General features: G+C 74.9%; 16 protein-coding genes and 1 pseudogene. 9 read left to right on the forward strand and 8 right to left on the reverse strand.

What is annotated here, in order from left to right; translation table 11 throughout:
* Window positions 1-99 precede the first annotated feature (99 nt).
* Window positions 100-918 carry a siderophore-interacting protein gene (locus ACWEFJ_RS10820; protein WP_449713621.1) on the forward strand — a complete coding sequence of 273 codons (819 nt, stop codon included), beginning with the start codon at window positions 100-102 and terminating at the stop codon, window positions 916-918.
* A 16-nt stretch (window positions 919-934) separates the two neighbouring features.
* Here the strand turns inward: ACWEFJ_RS10820 and ACWEFJ_RS10825 are convergent, their stop codons facing one another.
* The gene (locus ACWEFJ_RS10825; protein WP_449713622.1) at window positions 935-1,957 is read right to left on the reverse strand and encodes an aldo/keto reductase; all 1,023 of its coding nucleotides are present in this window, start codon (window positions 1,955-1,957) and stop codon (window positions 935-937) included.
* 111 nt (window positions 1,958-2,068) lie between these two features.
* Between ACWEFJ_RS10825 and ACWEFJ_RS10830 the strand changes: the two genes are divergently transcribed.
* Entirely contained in the window at window positions 2,069-2,656 is a 588-nt protein-coding gene (locus tag ACWEFJ_RS10830; protein WP_378095242.1) for a TetR/AcrR family transcriptional regulator, read from the forward strand.
* A 170-nt stretch (window positions 2,657-2,826) separates the two neighbouring features.
* Here ACWEFJ_RS10830 and ACWEFJ_RS10835 read toward each other — a convergent pair whose 3' ends face one another.
* Window positions 2,827-3,444 (reverse strand): TetR/AcrR family transcriptional regulator, encoded by a 618-nt coding sequence (locus ACWEFJ_RS10835; protein WP_378095240.1) that lies wholly within the window; start codon window positions 3,442-3,444, stop codon window positions 2,827-2,829.
* An 88-nt stretch (window positions 3,445-3,532) separates the two neighbouring features.
* Here ACWEFJ_RS10835 and ACWEFJ_RS10840 point away from each other — a divergent pair, with 88 nt between their 5' ends.
* Complete coding sequence (locus ACWEFJ_RS10840; protein ID WP_449713623.1) at window positions 3,533-4,462, forward strand: NAD(P)-dependent alcohol dehydrogenase; 930 nt, start codon at window positions 3,533-3,535, stop codon at window positions 4,460-4,462.
* Between the two features lie 151 nt (window positions 4,463-4,613).
* On the opposite strand, the pseudogene ACWEFJ_RS10845 reads toward ACWEFJ_RS10840, so the two are convergent.
* Both ACWEFJ_RS10845 and ACWEFJ_RS10850 read right to left on the reverse strand, forming a co-directional pair.
* A pseudogene (locus ACWEFJ_RS10845) lies at window positions 4,614-4,868 on the reverse strand (acyl-CoA dehydrogenase family protein); the annotation flags it as partial.
* A 107-nt stretch (window positions 4,869-4,975) separates the two neighbouring features.
* Window positions 4,976-5,536, reverse strand: a complete 561-nt coding sequence (locus ACWEFJ_RS10850) for an RDD family protein (protein ID WP_449713624.1) — start codon at window positions 5,534-5,536, stop codon at window positions 4,976-4,978.
* Between the two features lie 99 nt (window positions 5,537-5,635).
* On the opposite strand from ACWEFJ_RS10850, the gene ACWEFJ_RS10855 reads away from it, so the two are divergent.
* The 3 genes from ACWEFJ_RS10855 to ACWEFJ_RS10865 all read left to right on the forward strand — a co-directional run bounded on the left by ACWEFJ_RS10855 (window position 5,636) and on the right by ACWEFJ_RS10865 (window position 9,077).
* Window positions 5,636-6,589 carry a helix-turn-helix transcriptional regulator gene (locus tag ACWEFJ_RS10855; protein ID WP_378095232.1) on the forward strand — a complete coding sequence of 318 codons (954 nt, stop codon included), beginning with the start codon at window positions 5,636-5,638 and terminating at the stop codon, window positions 6,587-6,589.
* Between the two features lie 143 nt (window positions 6,590-6,732).
* Complete coding sequence (locus ACWEFJ_RS10860; protein WP_449713625.1) at window positions 6,733-8,115, forward strand: FAD-binding oxidoreductase; 1,383 nt, start codon at window positions 6,733-6,735, stop codon at window positions 8,113-8,115.
* A gap of 212 nt (window positions 8,116-8,327) precedes the next feature.
* On the forward strand, window positions 8,328-9,077 hold the full coding sequence (locus ACWEFJ_RS10865) for a GH12 family glycosyl hydrolase domain-containing protein (RefSeq protein ID WP_378095228.1): 750 nt from the start codon (window positions 8,328-8,330) through the stop codon (window positions 9,075-9,077).
* An 88-nt stretch (window positions 9,078-9,165) separates the two neighbouring features.
* On the opposite strand, the gene ACWEFJ_RS10870 is transcribed toward ACWEFJ_RS10865, so the two are convergent.
* Both ACWEFJ_RS10870 and ACWEFJ_RS10875 read right to left on the reverse strand, forming a co-directional pair.
* The gene (locus tag ACWEFJ_RS10870; RefSeq protein ID WP_378095226.1) at window positions 9,166-9,504 is read right to left on the reverse strand and encodes a hypothetical protein; all 339 of its coding nucleotides are present in this window, start codon (window positions 9,502-9,504) and stop codon (window positions 9,166-9,168) included.
* A 121-nt stretch (window positions 9,505-9,625) separates the two neighbouring features.
* Window positions 9,626-10,606, reverse strand: a complete 981-nt coding sequence (locus ACWEFJ_RS10875) for a LacI family DNA-binding transcriptional regulator (RefSeq protein WP_449713626.1) — start codon at window positions 10,604-10,606, stop codon at window positions 9,626-9,628.
* 190 nt (window positions 10,607-10,796) lie between these two features.
* On the opposite strand from ACWEFJ_RS10875, the gene ACWEFJ_RS10880 reads away from it, so the two are divergent.
* The 3 genes from ACWEFJ_RS10880 to ACWEFJ_RS10890 all read left to right on the forward strand — a co-directional run bounded on the left by ACWEFJ_RS10880 (window position 10,797) and on the right by ACWEFJ_RS10890 (window position 17,413).
* Entirely contained in the window at window positions 10,797-12,716 is a 1,920-nt protein-coding gene (locus ACWEFJ_RS10880; RefSeq protein WP_449713627.1) for a discoidin domain-containing protein, read from the forward strand.
* 198 nt (window positions 12,717-12,914) lie between these two features.
* Window positions 12,915-16,142: a S8 family serine peptidase gene (locus tag ACWEFJ_RS10885; RefSeq protein WP_449713628.1), complete on the forward strand. Its 3,228-nt coding sequence runs from the start codon at window positions 12,915-12,917 to the stop codon at window positions 16,140-16,142.
* Between the two features lie 314 nt (window positions 16,143-16,456).
* Window positions 16,457-17,413, forward strand: a complete 957-nt coding sequence (locus ACWEFJ_RS10890) for a hypothetical protein (protein WP_449713629.1) — start codon at window positions 16,457-16,459, stop codon at window positions 17,411-17,413.
* Here the strand turns inward: ACWEFJ_RS10890 and ACWEFJ_RS10895 are convergent, their stop codons facing one another.
* Both ACWEFJ_RS10895 and ACWEFJ_RS10900 read right to left on the reverse strand, forming a co-directional pair.
* Window positions 17,414-18,598 carry an MFS transporter gene (locus ACWEFJ_RS10895; RefSeq protein ID WP_378087533.1) on the reverse strand — a complete coding sequence of 395 codons (1,185 nt, stop codon included), beginning with the start codon at window positions 18,596-18,598 and terminating at the stop codon, window positions 17,414-17,416.
* The gene (locus ACWEFJ_RS10900; RefSeq protein ID WP_378087535.1) at window positions 18,595-19,371 is read right to left on the reverse strand and encodes a DeoR/GlpR family DNA-binding transcription regulator; all 777 of its coding nucleotides are present in this window, start codon (window positions 19,369-19,371) and stop codon (window positions 18,595-18,597) included. The genes ACWEFJ_RS10895 and ACWEFJ_RS10900 overlap by 4 nt, the downstream gene beginning before the upstream one ends.
* Between the last annotated feature and the right edge of the window lie 111 nt (window positions 19,372-19,482).

Genomic DNA, 19,482 nt, shown 5'->3' on the forward strand with positions numbered 1-19,482 from the left:
GGGCGGTGGGACGTCACGTCCCACCGCCCGGTCCGCCGCGACCGGCGGCACGTACGGTGAAGGGCGTTGCGCCGTTGGAATCACCGAGGAGTAGGCGACATGGCTGAACGGTCCCGTGGGCGGAGCGGACGAGTGGTGCGCACCGAGCGGATCGCGCCGGGGATGATCCGCGTCGTCCTCGGCGGCGAAGGGCTCGCCGACTTCGCCGTCGGCCCCTACACCGACAGCTACGTCAAGCTCGCGTTCCCGCTGGAGGACGTGCTCTACCCGGAGCCGTTCGACCTCGGCGTGATCCGGGCGACCCTGCCGCGGGACCGGTGGCCCCGGATCCGCACGTACACCGTCCGCCGCTGGGACGCCGAGGCCGGCGAGCTGTGGCTGGACTTCGTGGTGCACGGCGACGCCGGGGTGGCCGGGCCGTGGGCGGCCAAGGCCCAGCCGGGCGACGTGCTGCACTTCGCCGGCCCCGGCGGCGGGTACGCGCCCGACCCCGACGTCGCCTGGCACCTGATGGCCGGTGACGAGAGCGCGTGGCCCGCCATCGCGGCGGCGCTGGAGGCGTTGCCCGCGGGCGCGCGGGCACTGGTGTTCGCCGAGGTCGACGGGCCGGAGGACGAGCAGGAGGTGCGGACCGCCGGCCGGGTGGACCTGCGGTGGCTGCACCGCCGCGGCGGGCCGCGCGGCCGGCTGGTCGTGGACGCGGTCCGGGCGGCGGAGTTCCCCGGGGGCGTGGTCCAGGTGTTCGTCCACGGCGAGGCGACGATGGTCAAGGACCTGCGCGGGCACCTGCGACTCGACCGGGGCGTGCCGCGCGAGCAGATGTCGATCTCCGGCTACTGGCGGCTCGGCTCCGACGAGGACGGCTGGCAGTCGACCAAGCGCGAGTGGAACCGCCGGGTCGAGCAGGAGCAGGGCTGACCCGGGCGGCCCCGCCTCAGGCGGCGGACCGCTCGTCGGCCGCGCGGCGGCGCAGGGCCGGCCGCAGGACCGCCGGCGGGTTGTAGGCCATGTCGAGCGCGCCCACGTCGGTGCCGGGCGGCACGATCGCGTCGATCCGGTCCAGCACGTCGTCGTCCAGCGCGATCCCGGCGCCGGCCAGGAGGTCGTCGAGCTGCTGCTCCGTGCGGGGGCCGAGGATCGCGGACGTGACGCCCGGGTGGGCGATCGCGAAGGCCATCGCCAGGTGCGTCAACGACATCCCGGCGTCCCGGGCGACGGGGATCAGCCGCTCGACCGCGTCGAGCCGGCGCTCGTCGCTCATGTGCCGGAAGGCGGCCCGGCGGCTGTCGGTCGCCTGTCCCTTGCGGTAGCGGCCGGTGAGCAGGCCCTGCGCGAGCGGGCTCCACACCATCGCGCCCATGCCGTAGCGCTCGCACACGGGCAGCACCTCGCGCTCGATGCCCCGGTCGAGGATCGAGTACGGCGGCTGCTCGACGCGGAGCCGGTGCAGGCCGCGCCGTTCGGCGACCCAGTGCGCCTCCACGAGGTCCGACGCCGGGAAGGTGGACGAGCCGAAGGCGCGGACCTTGCCCGCGCGCACCAGGTCCGTGAGCGCCGAGAGCGTTTCCTCCACGTCCGTGTCCGGCGCGGGGCGGTGCACCAGGAACAGGTCGACGTGGTCGGTGCCCAGCCGGCGCAGGGAGTCCTCCAGCGCCCGGACCAGCCAGCGCCGGGAGTTGCCCTGCCGGTTCGGGTCCTCGCCCATCGGCAGGTGGGCCTTGGTGGTGAGCACGACGTCGTCCCGGCGGCCCTTGAGGGCCTTGCCGACGATCTCCTCCGACTCGCCGTGCGAGTAGAAGTCGGCGGTGTCGACGAAGTTGACGCCCGCGTCGAGCGCCTTGTGGATGATGCGGGCGGCGTCGTCGTGGTCGGGGTTGCCGACGGGGCCGAACATCATCGCCCCCAGGCAGTACGGGCTGACCTTGATCCCGGTGCGGCCCAGCGTGCGGTACTTCATGGCGCTCCTCGTGCGGTGGTCGGTGCGGGTGCGGCTACCCTGGACGAAGCGGAACGGTGTTCCGACTACGACGATACGGAACGATGTTCCACTTAGCCAGGGAGGGCTGGTGTGACCGAGGGCACCCCGGAGCCGGGCAAGCGCGTGCGCGCCGACGCGCGGCGGAACATCGACGCGCTGCTGTCGGCCGCGGCGGAGGTCTTCCGGACCTCGGGCGTGGACGCGCCGGTGCGGCAGATCACCGCCAGGGCGGGCGTGGGCGCGGGCACGCTCTACCGCCACTTCCCGCAGCGCTCGGACCTCATCGCCGCGGTCTTCCGGCACGAGGTGGACGCGTGCGCCGACGCCGCGCCCGACCTCGCCGCGCGGCACGAGCCGGTCGAGGCGCTCGCCCGGTGGCTGCGGCGCTTCGCCGGCTTCATCGGGACCAAGCGCGGGCTGAGCGCCGCGCTGCACTCGGGCGACCCGGCCTACGACACCCTGCCCGGCTACTTCGACCAGCGGTTCGTGCCCGTGCTCGGCGCGCTGCTCGACGCCGCCGCGGCGGCGGGCGGGATCCGCTCCGACGTGGACCCCCGGGACCTGCTGCGCGCCACGGCCAACCTGACCCTGGCCTCCGACGAGTTCGAGGGGCACACCGAGCGGATGATCGCGCTGCTGGTCGACGGACTGCGCTACGGCGCGCCGAAATCGCGCTGACCGGGGCCGCCCGGGATCGCGCTTGCCCGACTTCGCGCCGCCGTTCGCGCCGGTCGGGTCGCGCCGGTCGGGTCGCGCCGGTCGGGTCCGGCCCGGGATCGCGCTTGCCCGGGGTTCGCGCCGCCGGGTCCGTGAGAGTTCGCGCCGGCCCGACATCGCGCTGACCGGGTCTAGCCGAGCGCCTCGCGCAGGGCGAGGCGGACCGGAGGCGGCAGGGGGTCGCCGGCCCGGAACGCCTGGAGGAAGTAGGCGACCATGCGGCGCGAGGCGGCCGCGGTCGCGTCCGTCGAGCCGGTGACCAGGCCGTTGTTGGCCATCAGGACGAGCACCAGGTCGTCGGTGGTGAAGTCCGGCCGCAGCGCGCCCGCAGCCTGGGCGCGGGCCACCAGCCCGGCGAACACCTCCTCGGCCTCCGCCCGCTTGCGCTCCACCGGCACCGCGTCGGGGAACGCGCGCAGGAACGCGGCGCTGAACCCGCGGTCGCGGGCCTGCATCTCGCACAGCTCCCGGACCACCCGGCAGAAGCCGCGCCACGGGTCCGGGTCCTCGGACGCCTCGTGCACCACCGCCGTGCACGCCGCCAACTGGTCGGCGAACACCTCCGTCACCAACGACGCCTTGGTGGGGAACCGGCGGTACAGCGTCGCCACGCCGACCCCGGCGCGGCGGGCGATCTCGGTCATCGACGCGTCCAGCCCCACCGCCGCGAACGTCTCCCGCGCGGACGCGAGGATGCGGTCCCGGTTCTGCCGCGCGTCCACGCGCAACCGAGTCGTCTCACCGGCCACGCCTCTCACTTTAGCGCAAGCGGAAGGCACCCTCCGGTTGTCGTGTTAGCGTCGAAGTGGAGGGTGTCTTCCACTTGTGAGGTGAGGGATGCGCGCAGCGCTGTTCGACCGGTACGGCCCGCCGGACGTCCTGTACGAGGGCGAGGTGCCCGAACCCGTGCCCCGACCGGGGGAGGTGGTGGTGCGGGTGCACGCGGTCAGCGTCAACGGCGGCGAGGTCCTCGGTCGGTCCGGGCGGCTGAAGCTCCTGCTCGGACCGAAGTTCCCCAAGCGCGTGGGGATCGACTTCGCGGGCGAGGTCGTGTCGGGGCCCGGCTACGAGCCCGGCGCGCACGTGTGGGGCGGGCTGCCGCGCGGGCGGTTCGGGAGCGCGGCCGAGTACCTCGCGCTGAGCCCGCGCCAACTCGCGCCCAGTCCCGCCGGGCTGGACCTCGTCCGGGCGGCGGCGCTGCCCGGCGTCGGCACGACCGCCATCACCGCCCTGCGCGACCGGGCCCGCCTGCGCCCGGGCGAACGGCTGCTCGTGCGCGGCGCGAGCGGGGGAGTGGGCAGCGTCGCCGTGCAGCTCGGCAAGGCGTACGGCGCGCACGTCACCGCGTTGGCGGGCAAGCGGAACCTCGACTTCGTCCGGGAGGAGCTGGGCGCGGACGAGGCGGTCGACTACCGCACGGACCCCGCCGACCTCGGCCGGTTCGACGTCGTCCTGGACACCCACGGCAGCGCGCTGCCCGCGTACCGCCGCCTGCTCGGCCCCGGCGGCCGGATGGTCGGCATCGCGTTCCGCTCGGCCGGGGACGTCGGCTACCTCCTCGCGTCGGCCGTGTTCGGGTCGCGCCGGGTGCGGTTCTTCAGCGGCAACCCCGAGACCGAGCTGTTCGCGGACCTCACCGCGCTGGTCGAGCGGGGCGCGATCCGGCCGGTGGTCGACTCCGTGCACCCGCTGTCGGCGATCGCCGACGCGCACCGCGCGCTGGAGGCCGGCGGCGTGCGCGGCAAGCACGTCGTCCGGGTCCGGTGACCGGTCGGACGAGCGGGCTGATCGTGTTCTCCGCCCCGACCAGGGCCGAGCCGCACAGCTCCAGGTTGACCCGGGGGGTCAGCATCCCGTGCCGGGCGGCCACGTTCGCGTCGTCCTGCGCCCGGTCCGGGAACAGGGAGACGATCCAGCTCCCGCCGTTCCACAGCGCCGTGCACCACCCCGCGCCGCCGTCGAGCGCGGCGACCGCCGAGGAGACGTCGAGGTGGGTGCGGATCGACGCCTCGCCGCCGCCGTACCGGGCGGGCCGGGCGACGCGGCACACGCCCGCCTCCCGCATCGCCGCCACCGTGTCGTCGGCGAGCCGGCGGTCCTCGTCGGCCCGCGCGGCGGCGGCGGTCAACCGCGGCGCGAGGTCCGCGACGGCGGTCAGGACGTCGGGAACCATCGCTCAACCCCCTGGTGGTCGGCCACGGCGACGATCGTCCCACCGGGGACCGCCGGTCCGGACCGGCCAGTCGCGTCGCCCCACCCCGCCGAACGGGGCGCGCCGCGTCAGGTGAGCCGGCGCAGGCCCGCGGCGTGGAGCCGGGCGGTGGCGCGGTGGTCGACGCTGGTGCGCGCCGGCGACCCGAGCGGCGAGCCGGCGGCGAGGGAGCCGATCACGACGCCGAGGAGCAGCAACGGCAACAGCGTGGTCCGGACCGTCATCGCCCACGGTCCCTTCGCGCCGATCCGGCCCCCGTCGGCGATCCGGACGAGCCGGGTGCCGGTGAGCACGCCGCCGAGCGCGCGGCCGTTGCGGTAGCACAGGCCGTACAGCAGCGGGACCGCGATCAGGACGGCGAGGGCCAGCAGCGTGAGCGTCGAGCGGTCGAAGGCGCCGCGGCCGTACGGCACGCCGAGGGCGACCAGGCCGACGCCCGTGGCGAGCGCGAACACCGCGAAGTCCGCCAACCACGCCAGGAACCGCCGCGCCTCGCCCGCCCGGACGTGGAGACCGCCGTCGGGGAACGCCTGCACGCGGGCGGCCGCCCGCGCGCCGAGCACGGCTTCCGCCTCGGCCCGGGCGAGGTCGAGCCGGGTGGGTCGCCGGTCGACTCCGGGCACGGTCATCGCACTCCTCCAGGGCGTCGGCGGCTCGGCCGTATTCTGCCTGACGGCGAATCGGTTCCCCGTGCGGGCCGCTGCCGCCGGCCGCCCTACCCTGCCGGGGTGCCGACCGAACTCAGCCCGACCGCGCGAGCTCTGCGCGCCCTGGACATCCTCCAGGCGCGCCCCGGCGTGACGGCGGGCGAACTCGCCGCCGGGCTGGGCGTGACCGAACGGGCCGCGCGGCGGTACGTCGGCATCCTGCGCGAGGCGGGCGTCCCCGTGGAGTCGACCCGCGGCCCCTACGGCGGGTACCGGCTCGGGCGCGGCACCCGGCTGCCGCCGGTGGTGTTCACCGAGGCGGAGGCGCTGGGGCTGGTCATGGCGGTGCTCGACGGGCAGGCGTCCGGCGGTGACGACCTGGTCGGCGACGCGCTGGGCAAGGTCATCCGGGCGCTGCCCGAGCACGTGGGCAGGCAGGCGGCGGTGCTGCGGGCGCACGCGTCGGCCGCGCCCGACCGGCGCGCGGCCCGCCCGGACCCCGCCACCACCAGCGCGCTCGTCGCCGCCGTGGCCGCCCGGCACCGGGTGGTCGTCACCTACCGCGGCGACTCCGGCGTCGAGTGGGAGTCCGAAGTGGACCCGTGGGCGGTCGTCGTCCGGCACGGCCGCTGGTATTTGCTGTGCCACTCGCACCGCTCCGCCGCGGTCCGCACCTACCGGGTCGACCGCGTGCGCGCGGTGCGGCGGACCGAGCGCCGGTTCGTGCCGCCCGACGGGCTCGACCCGGTGGCGGCGGTGGAGGAGCACCTGGGGACGGGCTGGGACTTCCCGACCCGCGTCGTGTTCGACGCGCCCGCGGACCGGGTCGCGCCGTGGATCCGGCCGCCGATGGGCAGGCTCACCGCCCAGGGCGACCGGTGCGTGCTCGTGGGCAGCACCAACAACCCGGCCATGTACGCGCAGGAGTGGCTGGCGACCGTGCCGTTCGGCTTCCGCGTCGAGGGCGGGCCGGAGCTGCGGGCCGCCGTGGCGGCGGTCGCCTCGCGCCTGGCGGCCGCGGTGGCGCGGGGTTGAGTTCGCCGACGCCGGGGCCGAGTGCGCCGGTTGGGCGACGTCGGGCCGTGGTGGTGGCGGTGGTGCGGGCGGTTCGGGCGACGCCAACCCGTTCGGCGGAGTGGCGGATCGCCCGGCGGGGGCACCATGGGGCAGGGGGACTCATGGAATTCGGCCGCAGGACTTTCCTCCAGGCCACCGGTCTGCTGGCGCTGGGGACGTGGGAACGCGATTGGGACCGGCTGCGCCGGTCGCTCACCGGCAGGCTCGTCCTGCCCGAGGACGACGACTACGACAGCCTGCGCCGGCCGTTCAACACGGTGTACGCGCACCGCAGGCCGGCCGCGGTCGCGTTGTGCGCCGACGAGTCCGACGTCGCGCGCTGCCTGGAGTTCGCCGCACGGGAGCGGATACCCGTCGCGGCGCGCAGCGGCGGGCACAGCTACGCCGCCTACTCCGTGCCCGAGGGCGGGCTCGTCGTCGACCTGTCGGCGTTGCGCTCGGTCCGGGTCCTGCCGGACGGCCGGGCGGTGGTCGGCGCGGGCGTCCGGCTGCTCGACCTGTACGACGCGCTGGCGCGGCAGGGGCGGCTGCTGCCCGCCGGGTCGTGCCCGACCGTCGGCATCGGCGGTCTCGCGCTGGGCGGCGGGATCGGTGTGACCGGCCGCAAGCACGGCCTCACGTGCGACCGCCTGAGCGCCGCGCGGGTCGTCACGCCGGGCAGCCGGGTGCACCGGACCGACGCGCACGTCGAACCCGACCTGTTCTGGGCGTTGCGCGGCGGCGGTGGCGGGAACTTCGGCGTGGTCACGTCGTTCACGTTCGACACCGCGCCGGCCACCGACGTGACGGCGTTCGTCCTGACCTACCCCACGGGCTCGGCGACGGACGTGCTGGGCACGTGGCAGGAGTGGATGGTCGGCGCGCCGGACGGGCTGTGGACGGCCTGCACCCCGTCGGCGGGCAGCCCGCCGGGGGTGGTCGTCAGCGGGGCGTGGATCGGTCCGGACGACGAGCTGGAGCGGCTGCTGAAGCGGTTCACCGCACGGGTCGCGCCGAGCGGGAGCACCGTGCGGCGGATGGACTACGGCACCGCCATGCGGTACTTCGCCGGCTGCGAGACCACCTGCGAGCCGCCCGCCGGCCTGCCGTTCGTGGCGTCGTCGCGGATGCTGCTGCGCCCGGTGGACCCGGCGCGCGTGGTGGACCTGCTGGACGGGCGGCGGTTGGGCGTGGTGCTGTTCGACTCGTTCGGCGGCGCGATCGGCCGGGTGCCGCCGGACGCGACCCCGTTCCCGCACCGCGGCGCGATCGCGAGCGCGCAGGCGTTCGTCGACGTGGTGGGCGTGGGCGAGGCGGAAGCGCGCCGGCTGCTGGCCGACCTGCGCGACGGGATCGGCCAGGGGACCGGCTACGTGAACTACATCGACCCCGAGATGCCGGACTGGCCGACCGCCTACTACGGCCGCAACCTCCCGCGCCTGCGCCGCGTCGCCCGCCGCTACGACCCGGACCGGGTCCTGGCCTTCCCGCAAGGGCTCGCCTGACCGCCGGGTTCGGCGCCCGGCCCTGGCGGTGACGTGCCCGGCGGCGCCCCGGACCGGGGGAGAGACGGCGTTGCGGCGCGATGGACCGGGGGAGAGGCCGCGGTGCGGCGCGGTCCCCCGACGCGAGCAATGCGGCGGACGGCGATCCGGTCTACTCTGGGAGCGCTCCCAAGATTCGCTCCCCGCCGTCGTGGACCGTCGAAAGGAGTTCCATGCGAGGCTCTCTCCGCAGCATCGTGCTGGCCGGGTTGCTGGCCGCCGGTGCCGTCGTCGCCGCCGGGCCCGCCGCCCAGGCCGACACGACGATCTGCGAGCAGTACGGGTCGACCACCATCCAGGGCCGTTACGTGGTCCAGAACAACAGGTGGGGCACCTCGGCCACGCAGTGCATCAACGTCACCTCGTCCGGCTTCCGGATCACCCAGCAGCAGGGCTCGGCGCCGACCAACGGCGCGCCGCTGTCGTACCCGTCGGTGTTCTTCGGCTGCCACTACTCGAACTGCTCGCCGGGCACCAACCTGCCGATGCAGGTCAGCCGGATCCGCAGCGCGTCGTCGTCGATCAACTACACCTACGTCGGCGGCACCTACAACGCCTCCTACGACATCTGGCTCGACCCGACCCCGAAGACGAACGGCGTCAACCAGATGGAGATCATGATCTGGTTCAACCGCCAGGGCTCGATCCAGCCGATCGGCAGCGCGGTCGGCAACGCCAACGTGGGCGGCCGGACGTGGCAGGTCTGGCGCGGCAGCAACGGCTCGAACAACGTGATCTCCTACGTCGCGCCGTCGCCGATCAACTCGTGGTCGTTCAACGTGATGGACTTCGTCAACGACGTCCGCAACCGCGGCGCGATCACCACGTCCTGGTACCTGACCAGCATCCAGGCCGGGTTCGAGCCGTGGAACGGCGGCGTTGGCCTGGCGGTGAACAGCTTCTCCGCCTCGGTCAGCGGCTGATCCCCGCCCCGGGCCGGTCCGCACCCGGACCGGCCCGGTTCGGTCCGGTGGAGGGCTCACGGCGTCGCCACCCGACCGGACCGCGCGGTCAGACGCCTTCCTGCTCCCCGATCGGTTCGGCGGTGGTGGAGAGGACGCCGACCAGGGTGTCGTCGTGGAAGTCGAGGCGCAACGGCTTCTCGTACCGCAGGATCCCGAGGATGTCGGACAACGCGCTCACGGGGTAGTGCAGCTCGATGCTGTTCGGCCCGCCCGTGTTGGCCGGCAGCGCCACGCCCTCCGCGAGGAAGCGGAGCCCGCCGACGTAGGAGTTCGCCGCGTAGCAGTTGACGAGCGCGCGGTACCCGCCCGCCCACGGCCCGACCCCGTCGGGCCCGCAGCGGTAGTAGACCAGGTAGGAATCGAAGCTCTTCTGGAACAGGGCCATGGCGTCTCCTCCTCCGGAGGGGCGACCGGGTCGGCCGCGGGCATCGAGCGTATCGGCGGGAACGCCGGCCCGGCGGCCGTGCTCGCGGGCACCGCACGCCGCCCTTCCGGGCACTCCCCGCTCACCCGCGCGCGACGGGTCCCGTCGACTCGCGCACCACGAGGGTCGTGGCCAGCTCGATGTGCAGCGCCTCGGGCCGCGGGCCGTCGAGCATGCGCAGGAGCTGGGTCACGGCGATGCGCCCCATCTCCCGCAACGGCTGCCGCACGGTCGTCAGCCGCGGGTGGGTCGCCTGGCTGAGGTCGATGTCGTCGAAGCCCGCGACCGACACGTCGTCGGGCACGCGCAGCCCGCGTTCCCGAGCCGCCCGCAGGGCTCCGACGGCCAGCTTGTCGTTGAAGCACGCGATCGCGGTCGGCCGGTGCGGGTGGTCGAGCAGCGCCGCGGCGGCCCGGTGGCCCGCCTCCGCGGTGGGTTCGACGTGCCACAGGTGGTGCGCCACCGGCAGCACGCCCGCCTCGGACAGCGCCGCGCGGTGGCCCGCCAGGCGCGCGTCGCCCGCCAGCCACTCCGCCGGGCCGGCGACGACGCCGATGTCGCGGTGGCCCAGCCCGACCAGGTGGCCGGTGAGCGCCCGCGCCCCGGCGAAGTGCGCGGCCGAGACGGCGGCCACGTCCGGCGGCGGCGGGGTGCGCGGGTCCACCACGACGAACGGCAGCCCGGTGCGCGAGAGCGCGACGAGCCGGTCGCCGTCCTCGGGCGGCAGGATCAGGATCGCGGCGTCGACGCCCGGCTCGTCGGGCAGGCGCGCGAGCGCGTCGGCGTGCCGGGACGACTCCCCGGCGTCGAGCAGCACGCGCACGCCGTGCAGCTTCAGCGTCTCGGCGATCGAGGAGACGAGCAGGCCGAAGTAGTCCGTGAGCACGTACGGGCAGCGCACGTACACCGTGCGGGGCGCGTCGGGCTCCGGGTCGCGCAGCCTGCTCCGCTCGACCGCGCGCAGCACCAGATCCCGGGTGCGCGGCGCCACGTTGGCGTGGTCGTTGAGCACGCGGGACACGGTGGCGATCGAGACGCCCACCTCCGCGGCGATGTCACGCACGGTGACGCGCCGGCTATCCGGCATGGCGTCGCCGCAGGTGACGGGCTCGTGGCTGCACCGGATCACTATAGCCACCGGCCACGCTGGGGGTTGACGTCGGCGGGACGGCGCGTGTTTCATCCTGCAAGCTCGTGTTCCACCATGATTGATCATCTGTTACATCCCTGCCGGTCCGACCCGAAGGACGACCATGAGCACGACTGTTCGCCGCGCCGCGGCGGTGGCCTTGGCGCTCGGCCTCGTCGCCGGCGGCGCGACGCAGGCCGCCGGCGGCCCCGACGTGCCGCGGGCGCGGGTCTGGGTGACGACCGCCGACCGCGCCGAGCTGCTGGCCGAACGGCCGCCCGTCGCGTTCGGCACGACGCCGTCCCCGCACCCGACGATCGTGGTCGACCCCGACCGGGCCTTCCAGACCGTGGACGGCTTCGGCGCGTCGATCACCGACTCGTCGGCCGCCGTGCTGAACGGCCTCGCGCCCGACGTCCGCGCGAAGACCCTGCGCGACCTGTTCGACCCCGTGCACGGCATCGGCGTGAGCTTCCTGCGCCAGCCGATCGGCTCGTCGGACTTCACCGCCGAGGCCGAGCACTACACCCACGACGACGTGCCGCCGGGGCAGACCGACTTCCCGTTGCGCCACTTCGACATCGACCACGACCGCCGGACCGTGCTCCCGCTGCTGCGCGAGGCCAAGCGGCTCAACCCGGCGCTGAAGGTCATGGCCACGCCCTGGAGCCCGCCCGCGTGGATGAAGACCACCGACTCGCTCGTCGGCGGCCGGCTCAAGGACGACCCCGCCGTCCACGACGCCTACGCCCGCTACCTGGTGAAGTTCGTCCAGGCGTACACCGCGGCCGGCGTGCCGATCGACTTCCTGTCCGTGCAGAACGAGCCGCAGAACCGCACGCCCGACGCCTACCCCGGCACGGACATGCCCGTCGCGCAGCAGCTCGCGGTGATCGAGGCACTGGGCCCGAAGCTGCGCCTGGCGAGCCCCCGCACGAAGATCCTCGCCTACGACCACAACTGGGCCACCCACCCGAACGACGTCGCCGCCACCCCGCCCGGCTCGTCGCCCGAGACGGACTACCCGTACCAGGTGCTGCGCGGCCGGGCCGCCCGCTGGGTCGCCGGCACCGCGTTCCACTGCTACTACGGCGATCCGAGCGCCCAGACCGCGCTGCGGGACGCCTTCCCCGCCAAGGGGATCTGGTTCACCGAGTGCTCCGGCTCGAAGGGCGCGCAGGACCCGCCCGCCAAGGTCTTCCGCGACACGCTCACCTGGCACGCCCGCAACGTCGTCATCGGCACGACCCGCAACTGGGCGCGCAGCGCGGTCAACTGGAACATCGCGCTGGACAGCGCCGGCGGACCGCACAACGGCGGCTGCGGCACGTGCACCGGGCTCGTCACGGCGCACCCGGACGGCTCGGTGACCACCGACGCCGAGTACTACACGATCGGCCACCTGGCCAAGTTCGTGAAGCCCGGCGCCCGGCGGATCGCCAGCACCTCCTTCGGCACCACGGGGTGGAACGGCCAGGTCATGGACGTCGCGTTCCGCAACCCCGACGGCTCGACGGCCCTGGTGGCGCACAACCAGAACGACGACCCGCGCACGTTCGCGGTGAACGTCGGCGACCGCACCTTCGAGTACACCCTGCCCGGCGGCGCGCTGGCCACCTTCACCTGGCCCGCCCACCGCGCGTTCGACGACCGGCACGACCCGGTGCCCCTCACCCGCGCCACCGCGACGGCGTCCCCGGCGGGCGAGGGCGCGGCGCTCGCCGTGGACGGCGACGCCTCGACCCGGTGGAGCAGCGGCCAGGGCCAGGCCCCCGGCCAGTACCTCCAGGTCGACCTCGGGGCCCGCGAGCACTTCCGCCGGGTCGCCGTGGACAGCGGCGGCCACCTCGGCGACCACGCCCGCGGCTGGCGGCTCTCCGCGAGCGACGACGGGACGACGTGGCGGACGCTCGCGTCCGGCACGGGCGTCGGCCAGTTGACGACGATCGACGTCCGCCGCACCGGCGCGCGGCACCTGCGGATCACCTCGACCGGCAGCTCCGGGAGCTGGTGGAGCATCGCGGACGTCCGCCTGTACGACTGATCGGCGGGATCGCCCCCGACGACCCGTGGTGCGTTCGGCTGGTCGCCCGGCCCGCCGAAGAGACGCTGACCCCGCCCGCGGGGGTGGCTAGCGTCGAGGTCGTCGGGGGCTTCGTCACTTACGGTCCACCGCCACCGCGGGTCTGCGGCGCCTCCCGACTGCGCGATCCCAGCGCACCACCGGATTCGGGAGGTACGTGTGTTCAGACCACGAAAGCGCGGTAGGGGACCGGCGGCCGTCGTGCTGGCCGTCGTCCTGGCCGCCGCGTCGGCCGCGGGCGTCGCCGACGCCGCGCCGGCGGCCGGGCGGCCGGCCGGCGAAGCCGCCTCACCGGCCCCACCCCGCACCGTCACGTTGATCACCGGCGACCGGGTCGTGGTGCGGGGCGAGGCGGTCGGCGCGTTCCAGCCGGGGCCCGGCCGCGACCGGATCACGTTCCACTCGACGTACCGGGACGGCCGCTTGCGGGTCGTCCCCGAGGACGCCGCGAAGGCCGTCGCCGCGGGGCGGCTCGACCCGCGGCTGTTCGACGTCACGGGCCTGGTCGAAGCCGGGTACGACGACTCCCGCACCGACCACGTGCCGCTGATCGTCACCGGCGCGCCGGCCGTCGGCCTGCGTTCGGCCCGGGCGCTGCCCGCGTCCGGCGCGGTGGCGGCGCAAGCGCCCAAGGCCGACGCCGGCGCGACGTTCCGCGCCCTGCTCGCCGACCCCGGCGTGACCAAGGTCTGGCTGGACGGGATGCTGCGGCCCAGCCTCGACCGGTCCACCGCCCAGATCGGCGCGCCCACCGCGTGGAAGTCCGGCCTGACCGGCAAGGGGATCAAGGTCGCGGTGCTCGACAGCGGCGTGGACGGCGACCACCCGGACCTGAGGGGCAAGGTGGTCGCCGAGCGCAACTTCACCGACGACCCCGACAGCGCCGACCTCGACGGGCACGGCACGCACGTCGCCGCGATCATCGCGAGCGGTGACCGCACCTACCGGGGCGTCGCCCCCGACGCCCGCATCCTCGACGGCAAGGTGTGCGTGAACGGCGGCTGCCCCGAGTCCTGGGTCATGGCGGGCATGCAGTGGGCCGTCGACCAGGGCGCGGACGTGGTCAACCTGAGCCTCGGCGGCTACGACTCGCCCGGCGTCGACCCGCTCGAAGAGGCGGTGAACCTGCTGTCGGAGAAGACCGGCACGCTGTTCGTCGTCGCGGCGGGCAACGGCGGCCGGTCGGAGTCCATCGACTCGCCCGGCAGCGCCGACGCCGCGCTGACCGTCGGCGCGGTCCGGCACGACGACGACCTCGCCCACTTCTCCAGCCGCGGTCCCCGCAACGGCGACGGCGCGGTCAAGCCGGACATCACCGCGCCCGGCCTGAACATCGTCGCCGCCAAGGCCGCCGGCGCCCGGATCGGCACCCCGGTCGGCCGGCGGCACCTCGCCCTGTCCGGCACGTCGATGGCCACCCCGCACGTCGCGGGCGCGGCCGCGCTGCTCGCCCAGCAGCACCCGGACTGGACCGGCGCGCAGCTCAAGGGCGCGCTCATGGCCTCCGCCAAGCCGAACCCGGCCCTGTCCGTGTTCGACCAGGGCGCGGGCCGGGTCGACCTGACGCGCGCGATCACGACCACGGTCGGGGCCGCGCCGGTCAGCGTCACGTTCGAGGAGCAGCCCTGGCCGCACCACGACGACGCCCCGGTCACCAAGACCGTGACCTACCGCAACGGCGGGAAGGAGCCCGTCACCTTCGACCTCGCCGCCGAGCTGCGCGGGCCGGGCGGGCAGGCCGCGCCCGCCGGGCTGCTGACCGTCGACCCGGCGCGGGTCACCGTGCCCGCCGGCGGCACGGCCGACGTGGCCGTCACCGCGGACACCCGGGTCGGCTCGCTCGACGGCGTGTTCGCGGGCGTCCTGGTCGGCGGGCCGTCCCGGGTCCCGGTCAGCCTGGCCCGCGAGGTCGAGAGCTACGACGTGACGATCGACCACCTCGACGCCGACGGCAACCCGGCCCTGGACCACTCGACCGTGATCGTGGGCATGGACAACGACGTCTACCGCGACGTGTACGGGGTGGACGGCGCGGTCACCACGCGCCTGCCCAAGGGCGAGTACCTGACCCGCTCGTTCGTGCGCACGGGCTCGCGGGCCGCGGTGGTGCCCCGGCCGGCGATGACGGTCGACGCCGGGCACACCCGGTTCGAGGTGGACGCCCGGGTGGCCCGGCCGCTCCGCGTCACCGCGCCCGACCCCGCCGCGCTGCCGATGATCGGCGACATCAACGTGTCCCGGGTGTTCAACGGGCGGCGCGTCGTGCTCAACACCGCGTTCATCGGCGGCTTCGGCGACATGTCGGTCGGCCAGGCCGGGCCGCGGCTGACCGAGCAGGAGCTGAGCGCCTCGATCGGCGCGCAGTTCCAGGGCCCGCCGGTCGACGGCACGCCGACGCACTACCGGTTCCGCTGGGTCGAGCCGGGCGCGGTGCCCACCGGCTTCACCCGCGCGCCCGCCCGCGAGGAGCTGGCCGAGGTGCGCACCCGGTTCGCGCCCGGCCCGCCCGACCGCCAACACCTGCACAGCGGCAACGCCAACCCGCCGGACGGCTCGGGCGGCTGGTCGGTGCTGCTGCCGGTGCCCGCGGGCGGGTCGGTGGTCGACCTGATCACCCCCGACCGGCTCACCTGGAGCTGGGGCTACCAGCGGCTGTCGCCCCAGTACCGGACCGAGGCGGACTACTCGTCGTTCCACCGCACGTACCGGTTGGACGGCGACTACGCCGAGCGGTTCGCCTACCCGGTGCTCGGGCCCGGCCTGTCCGGGTACTCGGCCACCTACCTCGGCCTGTACGAGGACCGCCTGACGGCGCAGGTGCCGCTGATCAACGACCGCGACGACAACCTGGGCCGGGGCAGCTACGAGTCGGCGCGCACCGCGGTGTACCGGGACGGGCGGCTCGTCGGCCTGGCCCGCGACCAGTGGGCGGAGTTCAGCGTGCCGGCGGGCGAGGCCGACTACCGGGTGGAGCACGAGATCGTGCGCGACCCGGCGGCGGCCGAGCTGTCCACGCGGATCACCGGGGCGTGGACGTTCCGCACGGACGTGCTGCCCAAGGGCCAGGGCCGGCGGCTGCCGCTGTCGCTGGTCCGGTTCACGCCGGAGCTGGACGCGGCCGGGGCCACGCCCGCCGGGCGCGTGCTGAGCGTGCCGTTGACCGTGGAGCAGCAGGACGGCGCGGACAACGGCGAGGTGGGCCAGGTCCGGGTGGACGTGTCGTTCGACGACGGCCGGACGTGGAAGCGGGTGCCCGTCGCGGGTGGCGCGGCGCTGGTGCGCAACCCGGCCAAGGCGGGCTACGCCTCGCTGCGCGCCTCCGGTTCCGACAGCGACGGCAACACCTTCACGCACACCGTGATCCGCGCATACAAGATCACCGCGTGACCGGGCGCGCGTGCCGGGAGGGCCGTCCCTCCCGGCACGCGCGCCTCACGCCGTCACGTCGGGGACGCGGGCTGCTGTCGGCGTCGAGGTCGTTGCGGAATCCGGCCGAACCCCGGCTGCCCTCGCACAGCTTCGGCAGCGGTTCTCTGGGTGGTCGGTCACTCACTCTTGTCGCACCACTTCACCGGGTCACGGGAGGGGATGTCGAGCGGGCGGCCGGGCCTCGGTGAGTGTTCGGTTCCTCCTCCTGGTGGTAACGCAGCGTCAGGCCGAGTCGATGGATCGTGCATCCGTTCGGTGTAAGGAGTGGCCCGATGGTGGAGAACTCGGCGTTAGGTCTGGTCATGCTGGAGGCCGGCACGCCGGTCGTGGTGACGGGCGAGGAACGGCACCAGGAGTGGCTGGCGAGGTACCCGGTCGCGCCGGGCGGCGAGCGCCGGGTGGCCGTCTCGCTGGCGTGGTGCGCCATCGCCTCCGGCAAGCACCGCGGGCAGCACGCCATCGAGGTGCGGCTGGACGGGCAGCGGGTCGGCGAGCTGACGTACCTGATGTCGCGGCGCTACGCCGACCTGATGGGCCGGGTGATCGAGGGCGGCGGCACGCCGGGCTGCGAGGCGGTGATCCGCCTCGGCGCCCGCGGCCTGGAGGTCGTGCTGTACCTGCCCCGCACCCCGTCGGCCGCCGCCGCGCCGCCGCCGACCGCGTTCGTCGCCCAGCCGACCGCGTTCGCCCGGCCGACCGCCCTCGTCCCGCACCCGGCGCCGCGCAAGTCGCGCCGTCCACTGTGGATCGCCGCCGCCGCGGTGGTGTTCCTGTTCATCGTCATCGGGTCGTTCGCGGACGACTCACCGTCCACGAAGGACACCGCCGCGATGCTCACGACAACGGCGACCTCCGTGCGCACCACGACGACCGCCGCGCCGACGACGACCACGACGACCACGACCACGACCACCACGACCACGACCACGACCACGACGACCGCGGCTCCCGCCCCGAACCCCGAGCCGAAGCCGCAGCCCAACCCCCAACCCAACCCGCAGCCGAACCCGCAGCCGAACCCGGCGACCCAGGCCCCTCCGCCGCCGCCCGCGCCCGCGCCGAACCAGGGCTGCCACCCCAGCTACACGCCGTGCGTGCCCATCGCGAGCGACGCCGACTGCGCGAACGGCTCGGGGAACGGGCCGGTCTACGTGCGCGGGCCGGTCACCGTCATCGGCCCGGACGAGTACGACCTGGACCGGGACAACGACGGCATCGGGTGCGAGTAGTCAGCCGACCCGCGCGCCGTCCTCGGCCGGCGCGGTGCGCGGGTCGAGGACGTGGGCGAACACCACGCCCAGCAGGCACAGGGCCACCGGCACGAGGAACGCGACGTTCAGCGGGATCCAGTGGGCCAGGCCGCCGATCAGGGCCGGACCCGCGAGCAGGCCCACGTAGCCGAGCCCGACGACCCGCGCCATCAACGCGCCGGACGACCGCTTGTCCAGGTTGCCCGCCGCGGTGAAGAGCTGCGGCACGCTGCCGGACAGGCCCAGGCCGAACAGGGCCCAGCCCGCGAACGCCAACCACACCCACGGCGTGAACACCACGAGCGTCAGCCCGATCGCGGCCAACGCCGCCCCGTACCGCACGATCGCGACCGGGCCGACGAGCGCGGCGACCCGGTCCGTGGCGAACCGGCCCACGGTCATCGCCACCGCGAACGAGCCGTAGGCGAACGCCGCCGTGCTGGTGGAGGTGTCGAGCACGTCCTCGGCGTGCAGGGCGGCCCAGTCGTTGGCCACGCCCTCGGCGAGCATCATCGCGAACGCGATGGCGCCCAGCAGCCACACGAGCTTCGTCGAGGGCTTCGCGGCCGGCGCGGACGACGCGCCCTCCGCCGGCTCGTCCGCGTCGGCGTCGATCAGGAACCGGCCGGTCAGCAGCGACACCACGATGGTGAACACGCCGCACGCGCTCAACGTCACCGCGGTGGGCACGGACGCGCCGAGCGTCGCCGCGCCCACCACCGCGGCGATCGCGCCGCCGATCGACCACATCGCGTGGAACGACGCCATGATCGGCCGCGGGTAGGCGCGTTCCACGACCACCGCGTGCGAGTTCATGGCCACGTCGATCGTGCCGTTGCCGAAACCGAGGCACAGCAGGGCCAGGCCGAGCGTCCACCACGACTGCGCCAGGCCCGGGAAGAACATCGCCACGCCGAGCAGCACGCCGGCCGCCGGCAGGAGCTTGCGCTGGCCGAACCGGTCGGCCAGGGGGCCGGCGACCTGCATGCCGACGAACGCCGCCCCGCCCAGGACGAGCAGCAGGCCGCCGAGGGCGCTGTGCGAGATGCCGGTCGCGCGCTCGACGTTGGGGATGTGCACCACCCACAGGCCGACGGCGAACCCGTTGAGGGTGAAGTAGATCCACGTCGCGGCGCGCGCGGCGCGCGGCAGGGGGGTCGTCACAGGGTCTCCAGTCGTTCGGCTACATGCACGAGCACGCCGCGGTCGGCGAGTCCACGTCGCACGTCCGCGGGGGCGTCGTCGTCGGTGACCAGCACGTCCGGCCGGTCGGCGGGGCACACGTGGGCGAGCGCGGTCCGGTCGAACTTCGTGCTGTCGGCCAGCACGATCGTGCGCCCGGACACGGCCATCGCCTGCTGCTTGACCTCGGCGTCCGCGAGGTCGTGCGCGGTCAGCCCGGTCTCCAGGCCGAACGCGCACGGGCTGAGCACGGCGACGTCGAAGCGCAGCGCGCGCAGCGACGCCAACGCCAGCGGGCCGACCAGGGCCAGCTCGCCGGGCCTGGGCTCGCCGCCGGGCAGCAGCAGCCGCACCTGCGGGGCGTCGAGCAGTTCGCGCACCGCGTGCAGGGACAGCGGCATCACGGTGACCGGGCGGCCGCGCAGCAGCTTCGCCACCTCGAGCGCCGTCGTGCCGCTGTCCAGGACGATCGTCTCGCCGTCCCGGATCAGCCCGACGGCGGCCGCCGCGATGGCCCGCTTCGCGCGGTGCGCGGTCGCCGTGCGCGCGCTGAACGGCGGCTCCACGCCCGCCGGGCTGAGCGGCACCGCGCCGCCGTGCACCCGGCGCAGCACGCCGCCGGCGGCGAGCAGGTCGAGGTCGCGCCGGATGGTCATCTCGGACGCCCCGGTGGCGGACGCCAGCTCCGCCACGGCGACCTGCGCGCCGGAGCGGAGCCGTTCGACGATCACGCGGTGGCGGTCGGCGCTCTTCACGCGAGCAACCTTCGCAAACGGATGTGCGATCGAACAAGTCCTTTGTGCTTACGATCGCAGCGTCGGTGCGGTCGGACGTACGCGTTCACCCGCCCAGGGCAGTTCACGGCC

This window comes from Actinosynnema sp. NPDC004786 (genome assembly GCF_053601135.1).